The organism is Kangiella spongicola (assembly GCF_003194565.2).
GTDB classification, from domain to species: Bacteria; Pseudomonadota; Gammaproteobacteria; order Enterobacterales; family Kangiellaceae; genus Kangiella; species Kangiella spongicola.
The window spans coordinates 265,991-279,285 of sequence record NZ_QICH01000003.1 but is presented as its reverse complement, the minus strand read 5'-3'; the positions used below and the strand labels follow the sequence as shown (position 1 = coordinate 279,285).

The following is a 13,295-nucleotide window of genomic DNA, read 5'->3' as shown; positions in this document are numbered from 1 at the left end:
CATAGCTGGTCCTAATACTAGGCTAGCATTGATTGGAGATAGAACAGTAATGACTGTTACAACAAACGATTGGTCAATTGAGCAAGCGCGCTCATTCTATAACCTTGCTTATTGGAGCGATGGTTTTTTCGACCTTAATAATAAAGGTGAGTTAACGGTGTCTCCTGATAAGGACCGCCCAGACTTGTCTTTTTCGTTATCATCAGTCTGCAAAGAAGTACAAAAACGCGGGTTTCAACTACCTGCCCTACTTCGCTTTGGTGATATTTTGCATCACCGTGTAAATAGTTTATGCCAAGCTTTTAACCAAGCCATCACAGAGCTCGACTATCAGAGCAAATACACCGTCTGTTACCCGATTAAGGTTAATCAACAGCGTCGTGTAGTTGAAGGCATCGTCAAAAGCCAAGCCAAAATCGATAAAGAACATAAACAAATTGGGTTAGAAGCCGGCAGTAAGCCTGAGCTTATGGCGGTTCTGGCTATGTCTGAGGACACTAACTCAACAATCGTCTGTAACGGCTATAAAGACCGCGAATACTTGCGCTCGGCGCTTATTGGCACGCAGTTAGGCCATAAGGTTTATATCGTCATTGAAAAGCTTTCTGAGCTTGAGCTGTTGCTTGATGAAGCCAAACAAATGGGCATCAAACCATCCATCGGCGTTAGAGCGCGTTTAGCTTCTAAGGGTGAATCCAAGTGGCAAACTTCCGGCGGCGAGCATTCTAAATTTGGGTTATCGGCTAGCCAGATTCTGCGCTTAGTCGAAATTTTACAAGAGCAAGATCAGTTGGATATTTTCCAGCTGCTACACTTCCACCTAGGCTCACAAATCACCTCTATTCAGGATATTCGTAACGCACTAAAAGAATGCGCACGTTTTTATGCTGAATTGCACACACTGGGCGTTCCTATCACGACCGTGGACGTTGGTGGCGGTCTTGGCGTTGACTATGAAGGTACACACAGCCAAAGCCACTGCTCGATGAACTACACGCTTGAAGAGTATGCTTATAACGTGGTTAATGCTTTCCATGAAATTGCCGAGTCCAGTGATTTACCACACCCCAACATTATTACTGAATCAGGTCGCGCTTTAACGGCACATCATGCGGTGTTGATCGCTAATGTGATTGATTCTGAGTCACCGGTTCAGCACAAGGTGGAGCAGCCTGAAGAGAACGCCTCTGCTATTTTGCAGAACTTCTGGAATATTTATCAAGACATTCAAGACGCGGATAACGCTAAGCTCATTCAGGCCTTGCACGATACTGGCTATTACCTCAATGAAGCTCAAGGTATGTTTAGCCACCAAGTGCTGAGCCTTGCCGAGCGCGCTGTTGCCGAACGTTTGCATCGCCAGATATTGTTAACGATCAAACAAAAGCTAATACCTGAAACTTTGGAGCAAGAAAGCATTTTAGCGAACTTGAATGAGCAGTTGGCGAGCAAGTATTTTGTGAACTTCTCTATTTTCCAATCCTTACCGGATGCTTGGGCAATAGATCAAATTTTCCCGGTGATGCCTCTAAAGGGTTTAGATCAAGAGCCTACGGAAAGTGCTATTATTCAGGACATAACCTGCGATAGCGACGGGCTATTGGAGCAATATGTTAACAATCATGGTATTACCTCGACCATCCAGTTACCGCAATACCAGCATGGTGAAGAGTACCTTTTAGGTTTCTTCTTGGTCGGGGCTTATCAAGAAATCCTTGGCGATATGCATAACTTATTTGGCGATACTCACACTATCGACTTAAGTCTTAACCAGGCTGGAGAACTCGATATCAATGGCACCAATTATGGCGCTGGTGTGGACGAACTCTTGGATTATGTTGACTTTGATGCCAAGTCTTTACTAGAGTCGTACCGTCGCCAGCTGAAAAACAGTGGCCTAGAGTTAACCCAACAACGCCAATACCTTGCTGAGTTAAGAGAAGGTATTTATGGCTACAGTTATTTAGAAGAGTGATATGAATAATCTATCAAACCGTCGCTGGCCTGCCGAGTGGGAACCACATAAAGCAACTTGGATGGCTTGGCCCTGTCGCCAAGAAATTTGGACTCATGGTATCGAAAAAGCTCAGCGCGCTTTTGCTGAAGTTGCCAATACTATTTCTGAGTTCGAGCCAGTTCATATGTTGATAAGAGCTGAAGATGCGTCCGTCGCGCAGAAGCTGTTAAGTTCAGACATTGAGCTACACTTTTATGCGCTTGACGATAGCTGGGCCCGCGACATAGCTCCGCTGTGGGTTAAGGAAAGTTTGGTGGAAGAAAGTTTGGTGAAAGAAACTTTGAACGAGGGTGAAAACTCTTCTAGCAAGCCTTTAGCTCTCGACTTTCTGTTTAACGCTTGGGGTAATAAATTTACCCCTTACGCACATGATGCAAAAGTCGCAGAGCATATAACTCAGCTGAGCCAAACGAAACGTGAAGCACATGACTTTGTGCTTGAAGGTGGCGCAATTCATGGTAATGGTGCCGGTACGCTACTGACCACAGAAGAATGTCTGCTTCATCAAAATCGTAACCCAAGGCTCGATAAGAACACTATCGAACAGCGTTTGCTACAAGCCTTTGGTGCAAAGGAAGTTATCTGGCTTAAAAATGGTTTAGCTGGCGATCTAGATACTGATGGGCACATCGACAATATTGCTTGTTTTGTGGATGAGAAAACCATCATTACTCAGTCTACAGCAGATACTCATAGCGAAAACTACAGTATTTATGGCGATAATAAAGCCATCATCAAAGATGTTGGCTTTGAGCTTATTGAAATTGCTGAGCCAGAACCGCGTTATAGCGATGGCGTTCGCGTGCCCCTGTCGTACATAAACTATTACATTGCTAATGACATAGTTGTGCTTCCTTCGTTCGGCTGTAAGCAAGATGAGCAAGCCTTTTCGGTAATGAAGGATTTATACCCTTCTAGACAAGTGAAGCAAATAGATGCAAACGAAATCCTCGTTGGCGGTGGCGGAATACACTGCATTACCATGCAACAACCGCTAATCTAAAGTTGGTAAAGTGAGATAAAGAGATGAGAAACGTAACCTTTTCCGCGACACAGTTTGCTGTGAGCAGTGATTTTGATGAAAACTTAAGTCTTGGCGAATCTCTGGTTAGAGAAGCGGCGGCTGAAGGCGCTCAAGCAATACTGCTACAGGAACTATTTGCCGGCTATTATTGGTGCAAAGATCAAGACCCAAAATATTTCGACTGGGCCGAACCTTACGACACAAGCAAAGTGTTACAGCACTTTTCAGCACTTGCTAAAGAATTAAAGGTAGTACTTCCGATCAGTTACTTTGAGAAGTCTGGCAATGCTCACTTCAATTCGCTTGCCATGATTGACGCTGACGGAACCGTACTAGATAACTACCGCAAAATGCACATCCCAGATGGCCCAGGCTATCAAGAAAAGTTTTACTTTAGCCCAGGTGATACAGGCTTTAAGGTGTGGCAAACACAATATGGAACTTTTGGCGCAGCTATCTGCTGGGATCAATGGTTCCCTGAAACGGCTAGAATCCTTGCGTTACAGGGCGCTGAGGTGATTTTTTATCCCACAGCAATTGGCACAGAGCCGCAAGATCCAAACTGGGACTCACGCCGCCATTGGCAAAGAGTGATGCAGGGTCACAGTGGTGCTAACATGGTACCGGTAATCGCCTCGAATCGAATTGGAACTGAGCAAGGCGAAAGCTGTGAGATTAGTTTCTATGGCTCGTCATTTATCACGGATAATTTTGGTGAAAAGGTCAAAGAAATGGACAAGACGTCCAAAGGCGTTATTACGCAGGAATTCGACTTAGATCTGCTTGCAAAGCAAAGAGCTAGTTGGGGCTTGTTTAGAGATCGTCGCCCAGATCACTATCAGCGAATTACTCAACTTTAGGATAAACAGTTTGATGTAAACACAAGAGCCATACTGATAAAGCATGGCTCTTTAATCTGGGCATCAAGGCTATTGAGCTTAAGATTATTTTAATTGCCACAGCTCGATTTTGTTACCTTCAGGATCTAAAAACCAAGCAAAGGTGCCCATTTCATCCTCACAAGCTTCCCCGACCAAAGTACCACCAGCCACTTCAACTTGCTTTAAGCATTGCTGAATATCATCAACAATAAAGTTCACCATAAACTCCTTTTTAGAGGGCTCAAAGTAATCCGTATCGTCTTTAAAAGGTCCCCAGACAGTACAGGCGTTCTTAGGCGCATCTACTTGTAAAAAGTGCGAACCTCCATAACTCGGATCGATATTAAAACCTAACGTATCTCGATACCAGCGCCCTAATTCATCACGGTTTTTCGATTTAAAGAAAATGCCGCCAACTCCAACTACCTTTCCCATAAGCCGCCCTTATTCATTACTCATTAGACTTTCGGTAACACTTTGATCGACAGCGTTAATGACGTTGGTATATCCTAGTTTTTCAAGGCTCGCTTTCGCTTTAGCAGCGCGATTACCGCTACGACAATAAACAACTACTAGTTCATCTTTATCAACCTCTAACTCAGAAGCCCTACTCGGAATTTCATCAAATGGCATATGGACTGCATCAATGTAGTGACCAGTCTTAAACTCTTCGTCCGTGCGCACATCCACCACTGTTGCCGCCTTAAAATCACCTCTTGTAAACGCTATAAAATGCGCTGTGTAACCATCAGGATCTATCTTTTGATTGACCGCTGGATATGGCTTTAAATAACCTAACTTAAAGATCATATTTTCGACAACAAGTGTATCAGTTGCATCAGGACCAAGACTCAGCACTTTTTGGACAGGCGTGTTCTTTAACGTGTAGTTGACCACAACATCAACATTACCCTGATGAATACATTCAGCACCCTTTGGGCAGCGAGAATCTTGCTTTACACGCTCAAATTGAAACTCAACGTCATTAATAAGAATTTTTTCACCTGCTTGCAGAGTAAAGTCTTTCGGTAAGTCGGTCGACTCTTTTACTAACCCATCATCACGACATGCTATCGTCAGTAAGGTTAATGCAGTAATTATTAAAACTTTCTTTAAGGACATGATGTCTCTCCTGTAGCGCTTGGCTGATACATCTATAAGAAATTCATTGTTGTCGTTAACAATAAAAATTGCAAGGAATGGCGTCCCCACCAGGACTCGAACCTGGAGCTTAGGCTTAGGAGGCCCATGATTTATCCAGTTAATCGATGGGGACAAAAGTCAGTATTTTCGATTGGATTAATTATAAGTATTGCCGATAAAAAAAAAACAAGTCATTGAATATTTTCTACCAAAAAGTCGATCAATACTCTGAGTTTCGGCGACATAAAACGGTTTTGTGGATAAACCGCCCAAATCCCCTCAACTGGAATTCGATAGCTTTCAAGCAAGGGAACCAATAAACCTTGGGTGATGTAGTCTTGCGTATAGTAATCAGGCAGCTGTACGATTCCAATACCATTGAGCGCGGCTTGCGTTAAGCCAAAGCCACTGTTGTAGCGTAAATTACCTTTTACTTTAACACTCTTCTCCCTTCCTTCCACGACGAAACGCCAGTGATCGAGAGTCCCCAGAAGGCAGTTATGATTAGAAAGTTCTGAAATCGTATGTGGCGTACCGTATTTATGTAAGTATTCTGGTGCTGCGCATACATAATTCGAACGCTTGCTCAGTTTACGCGCCATCATGGTAGAATCTTCTAAATCGCCAATCCGAATGGCAAGATCGTAATTCTCTTCGACTAAATCAACCCTTTTGTTGGTCAGGTAAGCTTCTACCTCAATATCTGGGTAGCGCATGACAAACTTATTTATTAAGGGTAAGACAATCTGTTCGCCATAAGTTACCGTCGCGGTCAGCTTGATTTTACCTTGTGGCTTGCTTTGCAGGTTTAGCAACTCATCTTCGGCATGTTGCAAACCATCAAGCACCGCACGGCAATGCTGATAATAGATACTTCCTTCTTGGGTAATAGTCACCGTTCGAGTCGTTCTATAAAGTAGCTTTACCCCTAAACGACTTTCGAGCTGGCTTATTTGTCGGCTTACTTGTGCCGTCGATAAATCGAGCTTTTTCGCAGCTGCTGTAAAGCTTCCCTCCTCCGCTACCGCCACAAACTCATTAACGCCCTGCCACTGCACATTGTTACCATATAGTAATAGTGAATTGTCAAATTAGATATTATCATTATTTAATAAATAAATATAATAGTGCCATCGTTAAACAAGAGGAGACTCTCATGTCACAAGAATTTATTAAATCAAAAGCAGCCGTTGCCTGGGAAGCCGGCAAACCATTATCCATCGAAGAAGTTGATGTTATGTTGCCGAAAGCTGGCGAAGTTTTAGTTCGCATTACAGCTACAGGCGTATGTCATACCGATGCTTTTACTCTATCAGGCGATGATCCTGAAGGCGTATTCCCAAGTATTCTAGGCCACGAAGGTGGCGGTATTGTCGAACAGGTAGGCGAAGGCGTAACCAGCGTTGAAGTTGGTGATCATGTGATTCCACTTTACACACCCGAGTGTGGCGAATGTAAGTTCTGTCTTTCGGGCAAGACCAACCTATGTCAGAAAATCCGCGAAACACAAGGCAAGGGCTTGATGCCAGACGGAACAACTCGCTTCTACAAAGACGGTAAACCAATTTACCACTATATGGGCTGCTCAACATTCTCAGAGTACACAGTATTACCAGAAATCTCACTAGCCAAAGTTAATAAAGAAGCGCCTCTAGAAGAAGTTTGCTTACTAGGTTGCGGCGTAACAACTGGTATGGGCGCAGTGATGAATACAGCTAAAGTTGAAGAAGGCGCAACCGTCGCTATCTTCGGTCTAGGTGGTATCGGCCTATCAGCAATTATTGGTGCGACAATGGCTAAAGCATCACGAATCATTGCGATTGATATTAACGAAAGCAAGTTTGACCTAGCCAAAAAGCTTGGTGCGACAGATTTTATTAATCCAAAAGACTACGATAAGCCAATCCAAGAGGTTATCGTTGAGCTAACCGATGGTGGCGTCGACTATTCGTTCGAATGTGTTGGTAACGTTAACTTAATGCGCTCAGCGCTAGAGTGTTGCCATAAAGGCTGGGGCGAATCGATCATTATTGGTGTTGCAGGCGCTGGTCAAGAAATCTCTACCCGTCCATTCCAGCTAGTCACCGGTCGCGTTTGGAAAGGTTCTGCGTTTGGTGGCGTAAAAGGACGCTCAGAGCTTCCTGAATACGTCGAGCGTTATATGAAGGGTGAGTTTAAATTGAATGACTTCATTACACACACCATGAAGTTAGAAGACATTAACGAAGCCTTTGATCTGATGCACGAAGGAAAAAGCATCCGTACTGTTATTCACTATTAAGATAGTTTTCACTTAGGAGATATTTATGAATCTTGAAAATGTGAGCGCCAATAAATCATTTGGTGGCTGGCATAAACAATATAGCCATCAGTCCAAATCGCTCGGTTGCGCTATGCAGTTTGCTATCTATTTACCACCTCAAGCAAGTGAGTCAAACCCTGTGCCAGTTTTATACTGGCTATCAGGCTTGACCTGCACCGACGAAAACTTCATGCAAAAAGCCGGCGCCCATAAAATGGCTGCCGAGCTTGGCGTCGCTATCGTAGCACCTGACACAAGTCCGCGTGGTGATGATGTAGCTAACGATGATGCTTATGACTTAGGGCAAGGCGCTGGATTTTATATCAATGCCACTCAAGCCCCTTGGGACAAGCATTATCGTATGTACGACTACATCAATGATGAATTGCCGGAGCTTATTAAGCAAACATTCCCAGTTAGCGATAAGTGGGCAATATCTGGACACTCAATGGGTGGCCATGGCGCCATCATGATGGCTTTACGCAGCCCAGGGAAATATACATCGGTATCGGCCTTTAGTCCGATAGTGAATCCTGTAAAAAGCCCTTGGGGCGAAAAAGCATTTACAGCTTACCTAGGTACCGATAAAGCCTTATGGAAAGAGTATGACTCGACTGAACTCCTTAAAAAGAGTGATGTTAAGCTCCCTCTTCTCATTGACCAAGGGTTGTCAGACAACTTCCTAGCTGAGCAATTAAAGCCCCAAAATTTTGTCGCAGTAGCTACAGAAAAGGACTACCCATTAACCTATCGTGAGCACGAAGGGTACGACCACAGCTACTACTTCATTAGTAGTTTTATTGAAGACCATTTAGAGTTTCATAGTAAGCACTTGTCTTCATAACTCTTTATGTCTCAGCCTCTAAGCTGAAATTAAAGTATAAAAAAAGCCGCTTAACGCGGCTTTTTTCTTAGTTCACTCGAGAACTGGTCACTCTGCTTTTTAAATTCCTATTTAGGAACTGTAGCATTTTGGTATAAGCTTCTACACGATTGTCTTCATCGGCAAAGCCATGTCCCTCATTTGGTTTAACCAATGAATCGTATGGGATGTTGGCTTCTTCAAGCTTTTCTGTAAGAACCTCATAATGCTCTATTGGTGTTCTTCGATCACCAGTACCATGAACAATCAATAGATCTGCTTTAATTTTGTCTACAAAATTAACGGGAGAGCGTTCATAAGCAAACTCCTCATTGTCATAACCCCAAGCATCGTTCAAAAACTCACGACCACTTTCTCGCTCATAGATATCTGAATATTTAAAGACCTTAATATCATAAGCTCCGGCATAACCAATAGCACATTGGTACAAATCAGGCTCTTTAACCACCCCCATCAAAGCCGCATAAGCACCATAACTGGCACCAGCAATACAGATTCGATTTTTATCAGCAAACCCTTGCTCAACAGCCCATAGCGTTGCATCAGTTAAATCATCCTGCATCTCGCGCCCCATCTTTTTGTAATGGTCGAACTGAAAGCTTCTTCCTCGTCCTCCAGAACCTCGATAGTTTACTTGAAGCACTGCATAGCCATTATAGGCATAGTAATGAGCTTCTGGGTCATAATACCAACGGTCATAAGGACCATAAGGGCCACCGTGTACCAACACTACCATAGGCAAGTTCTTTTCTTTACCCTTAGGTAAGGTCAGGTAACCACGGATTTCCAGACCATCTCTGGCTTTGAAAGAAACAGGATGCCTTAAACCAAGCTCCTCAGTTTCAATCCAAGGCAAGCTCTTCATTTCAAACGAGAGCTTATTCTTTTCAGAATCATACAAATAGAATGAGCCAGGGTCTTGGTCATTTGAAACCTTTACAATAGCGAAACGGTTATCTCTAGTCGGTTGGCCTATGTCAACAACCTTATCCGGAAATGCACTTTCCAGCATGGATTGAATCTTAAAAGCTTTTGATGATTTATCGAAAATTGTAACCTCTGGATAGTTAGGCTGACGCTCTACCCCAATTATCTTAGGGTCATCGTATTTAAATTCGTAGACATAATCTTCGATGTCAGCATCGCCCTCCAAAAGGTACTGCAACTTCTTCTCTTTTGTTTTTAAATCAATTGAGTAAAGCCCAGATTTTCCTTCATCAACATTAGAAAAAACTAGTAACTTACTATCATTATCATAAACTTGTAGAGGACTAATCATGCCATCTTCACGTTTAAACTCTGCAAACTTCTCCCACTCTCCCTCTTTATTCTTTAGATAGAGCAAAATTAGGTTTTGGTCATCGTCGTCCACACCAATACTGACATATGCTTTATTATTCTCACCAATTAATAAGCTTCCGCCTTTCACAGCTCCAGTCTCAAGTTTTTTGTAACGACTAGAATAAACATCAAACTCATAGAGTCCTGGGTAGCCTCTTTCATACATTACTGCTAGAACTTTCTCGTCATCTCCATCTAGGGTATCAACTACCCTAAAACCTTTAGGAATAGAAGAGGATGCACCGGCTTTATTCCGGGGAGGCCAGATTTGATACTTCTTCGAGCCGTCTACATCACCAGCAAAGTAATATCCTGTACGTGCTGGTAGATCTAAAGGACCTACTTTTTTATTTCGTGATACAACTAGGCGTTTATTAGAAACCCAATAAAACTGACCTGCTTCGTAATCTTTAGGAAAGAAAAACCTCTGTTTTATCTTTTTTGTCTTTCTGTCTAAAATATAGACTTCTTTTTTACCAGAAGCCTCACCTCTAACAGCTAAAAACTTACCATCCGGTGATAATTTTAAACTGTCTGCCTGCGGATACTTGAAGAAGTCTTCCACCGTCATTTTTGCTTGTAACCCAAAGGGGATAGCAAGCAAGATAAGTATAATGCACTTAAATTTTTTCATATTGATTCCATTTGTAACGGTTTGTACTGTTTTTATTAGTATTAAAAAAAGCCCCGCATATGCGAGGCTTCATTTCGTATCTAAACAGATTAGAATACGTATGTTGCTTCAAGATAAACCTCTCGGCCGATACCTGCACCACCGTATACAAAGTTGTTGTACCATGGGAAGGAGTTTGCATCGATAGTTCTATCTCTTGGTGCACCATTATCAAACAAATCACGAATCGTTAAACGAGTTCGGAAGTCTGAAGTCCAGTTATAAGATGTTGTTAAGTTATAACGGAAGTGTGGTGGCACTCTATCGCTAAGAGTTCCATCCAATACAAGCGGGTGACCTGGGTCATAAACTGTTGTAGAACCACGGCGCAACATTGTTAACGCAACTCCAAAGTCATTATAACTATATGCTGCGGTAGCATTAATGTTAGAACGAGGCTCCCAGCCGCCAAGAATTGGGTCATCACGTAACTCAACACCATCAAACTCGTGACTTAATAAGTGAGAATAGTTAACTACGAAGTCAAAACGACCATAGTCAATATCGAAACCATACATTAAGCGAGCATCTAGAGACTCAACAGACTCTTCTGAAATGTTACGCGGAGTAACGTTAAAAGAATTAATCTCATCAACATCGTCATCAGGGTTGTATACACGTGTAATTAGGTTAGAAACCTGATCACAGCTAATGTCTGATAAGTCTTGCGATGGTCTTGAGCCTGTTACTTGTACAGAGCCATTAGTTAAACATTCGAACTCACGGAACAATAATGAGCTTGAAGATAGCTGAGCTACTCGATCTTCAAGAGTAACTTTTTGCCAATCTAGTTGGAAGGTCAAGTCATCAGTAATATCATATACAAAACCAGCCCAACGTGTATCACCAGTTTCATCTTTAAGTGGCTCATTACCAACTTCACCAGGACCTAATCGGCGAGCAAAAATTTGTGTTCCAGTACATTCATCTATGGCGTCAAATGTTCCCGGCTCACCTAGGCTCTGCCAGCAAGAATATAAATCAGTTACTGTAGTGTAGAAACCTGTGCGGCTATATACCTGAACTAAATCAGGAGCTCGGAAGGATTCTGAGTAGCCACCACGGAATAAGAAGTTATCTGCTGGACGCCACTCAAACTTCACCGATGGGGTAACTCGAGTGCCGATAGATGATGAGTCTTTATCGTATTTATCCGCACGAGCAGCTATGTTTAAGTCAAATGTTTCATGGAACGGGATGTTCATCTCCATACCAAGTGCGGTACGTGTTCTATCACCTTGACCATCATAACCTGTTAAGCCTAACCAACCAGAGCCACTAGTGTAAGGGAAAGGAGGAGTTTGCGTAATTAACTCGTCAGGTTTGAATTTCAACTCCTGCTTTTCGTACTCAAGAACTGCAGCGTAGGACACAGGGCCTGCTTCCATATCCCACAGGTCACCACGTAACATGAATTGCGCACCAGTTGATGATGTTTCGTTACCGTAAGTCTGAGTACCTAAAGCACTATTTACCAGATCTCGATTTGAGTCATCAACCTGAGCAAATAAGTTATCCCACAAGCCGAAAGTACCATTACCTTGGAATACAGGCGTTGCCCCCGCATAACCTAAGAAGTCACCAAAGAAAACGTCAATTGCTTCTTGTGCTTTAAAGCGTACACGGCTACTTTCAAGCTCGTACTCACTTCGGTAAACGGAAGTTTCCCATTCGTGGTCACCAAAGTAACCTCTAGCACCAAATGATGCATTATACGAGTTGTCTTCGAACTTCGAATCTAGCGAGCGCTGAAGGTCTGACTCATAGAAACTTCTTAAGACTGTATAGTAATCACCATTATTTACATTAAAGATACGCTCTTGAATGAAAATACTATAGCGGTCTACCGATGATTCACTTGAGTTGTATAAAAGCTCACCGAAAAGCTCCACATCCCCAAGGTCATATGTACCATTTGCAAAAACAGATAATTGCTCGCGTTCATTTCGGAAGTTTGTTAGCGCAATATTGTCACGACCACACATATAACCTAAAGATTCTGAGTATAAGAATCTTTCTGAACCAAAGTTTTCACATTGGTTACCCGGATCTACTAATGTAAATGAGTTACGATCTAATACATAAGTGTCGAAGTTAAGCGTTGGAGACTCTATATCTGCATAAGGGTAATCATCATTTGAGTCATACTTATCGTAATCACCAGCGCTAATAGGGTCAGTCTTACGATAAGAAACCCCTACTGTGAAGTTTCCGTTCTCAGTTACCGTGCCAGTTGTTAAATCAACTCTGTAATCGTTTCCTTCAGCTTCAACTGGGCGACCATAAATTACGTTAACAGTTGTTTCATCAACATTTTCTTTAAGAACAATATTAACTACGCCTGCAACTGCATCAGAACCATAGATTGAAGAACCACCACCACTAAGTACTTCAATTCTCTCAATCGCGGCCTGAGGAATAGCACCAAAGTTTACAGCAGAGCTGCTACCTTGGTAGGCAGCTGGATAGTTTGCAACACGACGTCCGTTAATCAGAGTTAGAGAGTTACCCACACCAAAACCACGAATGTTCAATGTGCGGATATCTGGAGTGAATCCACCTGAAAATTCAGGACCTTCGATTTGAATACCGTTGTTTATGGTTAAATCATTCAAGGCATCAAAAACTGTTGTATGGCCTTGTTTTTTCATATCATCACCAGTAATAATCAATACTGGCGAGGCACCTTCTACATGGTTTCGCTTCAAGCGAGAACCCACAACAGTTACGGTATCTACTTTGGCTTCTTCCTGCTGCTCATCATCATTATCCTCTTCCGCGGCATAAGCCGTTGCAGAGAAAGCAACTGAGGCTGTAGCAAAAAGCGCCAACTTTACCGCTTTCGCGATAATGTTTTGCTTTGTCATTGTTCTAAATCTCCCCTAGTTTATTTGTTATTCCTGCCAGAAAAAATTCCGGCTACTCAATACTAATAAAATATTTCGTGTTTGAGAAGCAAAAATTCAATTTTATTAATTGCTTACATGAAATAAATTAATAACCTTGTTTTCTTAGTCATTTTAGTTGGCTT

At 42.5% G+C, this 13,295-nt stretch carries 10 protein-coding genes and 1 tRNA gene; 5 read left to right on the top strand and 6 right to left on the bottom strand.

Translation table 11 applies throughout. From position 1 onward, the window contains the following. Nucleotides 1–49 precede the first annotated feature (49 nt). From speA to aguB, 3 genes are read left to right on the top strand one after another with little or no spacing between them, the layout of a single operon-like run. Nucleotides 50–1,975, top strand: coding sequence for a biosynthetic arginine decarboxylase (speA, locus tag DL796_RS10160; protein WP_110201597.1), 1,926 nt, complete (start codon nt 50–52; stop codon nt 1,973–1,975). 1 nt (nt 1,976) lies between these two features. Continuing rightward, nucleotides 1,977–3,020: an agmatine deiminase family protein gene (locus DL796_RS10155; protein WP_110201596.1), complete on the top strand. Its 1,044-nt coding sequence runs from the start codon at nt 1,977–1,979 to the stop codon at nt 3,018–3,020. Nucleotides 3,021–3,043: 23 nt separating this feature from the next. Beyond that, nucleotides 3,044–3,901, top strand: coding sequence for an N-carbamoylputrescine amidase (gene aguB, locus DL796_RS10150; RefSeq protein ID WP_110201595.1), 858 nt, complete (start codon nt 3,044–3,046; stop codon nt 3,899–3,901). An 84-nt stretch (nt 3,902–3,985) separates the two neighbouring features. On the opposite strand, the gene DL796_RS10145 is transcribed toward aguB, so the two are convergent. From DL796_RS10145 to DL796_RS10130, 4 genes are all read right to left on the bottom strand, one after another. Then, complete coding sequence (locus DL796_RS10145; protein ID WP_110201594.1) at nt 3,986–4,357, bottom strand: VOC family protein; 372 nt, start codon at nt 4,355–4,357, stop codon at nt 3,986–3,988. Nucleotides 4,358–4,366: 9 nt separating this feature from the next. Next, a complete protein-coding gene (locus DL796_RS10140) occupies nt 4,367–5,044 on the bottom strand; it encodes a rhodanese-like domain-containing protein (RefSeq protein WP_110201593.1) in 678 nt (225 codons plus the stop codon). Nucleotides 5,045–5,122: 78 nt separating this feature from the next. Continuing rightward, nucleotides 5,123–5,198, bottom strand: a tRNA-Arg gene (locus DL796_RS10135). A gap of 58 nt (nt 5,199–5,256) precedes the next feature. Beyond that, nucleotides 5,257–6,123 carry a LysR substrate-binding domain-containing protein gene (locus tag DL796_RS10130; RefSeq protein WP_110201592.1) on the bottom strand — a complete coding sequence of 289 codons (867 nt, stop codon included), beginning with the start codon at nt 6,121–6,123 and terminating at the stop codon, nt 5,257–5,259. 98 nt (nt 6,124–6,221) lie between these two features. On the opposite strand from DL796_RS10130, the gene DL796_RS10125 reads away from it, so the two are divergent. Then, nucleotides 6,222–7,346, top strand: a complete 1,125-nt coding sequence (locus DL796_RS10125; protein WP_110201591.1) for an S-(hydroxymethyl)glutathione dehydrogenase/class III alcohol dehydrogenase — start codon at nt 6,222–6,224, stop codon at nt 7,344–7,346. 25 nt (nt 7,347–7,371) lie between these two features. Next, the gene (gene fghA, locus DL796_RS10120) at nt 7,372–8,211 is read left to right on the top strand and encodes an S-formylglutathione hydrolase (protein WP_110201590.1); all 840 of its coding nucleotides are present in this window, start codon (nt 7,372–7,374) and stop codon (nt 8,209–8,211) included. Between the two features lie 67 nt (nt 8,212–8,278). Here the strand turns inward: fghA and DL796_RS10115 are convergent, their stop codons facing one another. After that, nucleotides 8,279–10,225 carry an alpha/beta hydrolase family protein gene (locus DL796_RS10115; protein WP_110201589.1) on the bottom strand — a complete coding sequence of 649 codons (1,947 nt, stop codon included), beginning with the start codon at nt 10,223–10,225 and terminating at the stop codon, nt 8,279–8,281. A gap of 89 nt (nt 10,226–10,314) precedes the next feature. Further along, entirely contained in the window at nt 10,315–13,131 is a 2,817-nt protein-coding gene (locus DL796_RS10110; RefSeq protein WP_110201588.1) for a TonB-dependent receptor plug domain-containing protein, read from the bottom strand. Nucleotides 13,132–13,295 lie beyond the last annotated feature (164 nt).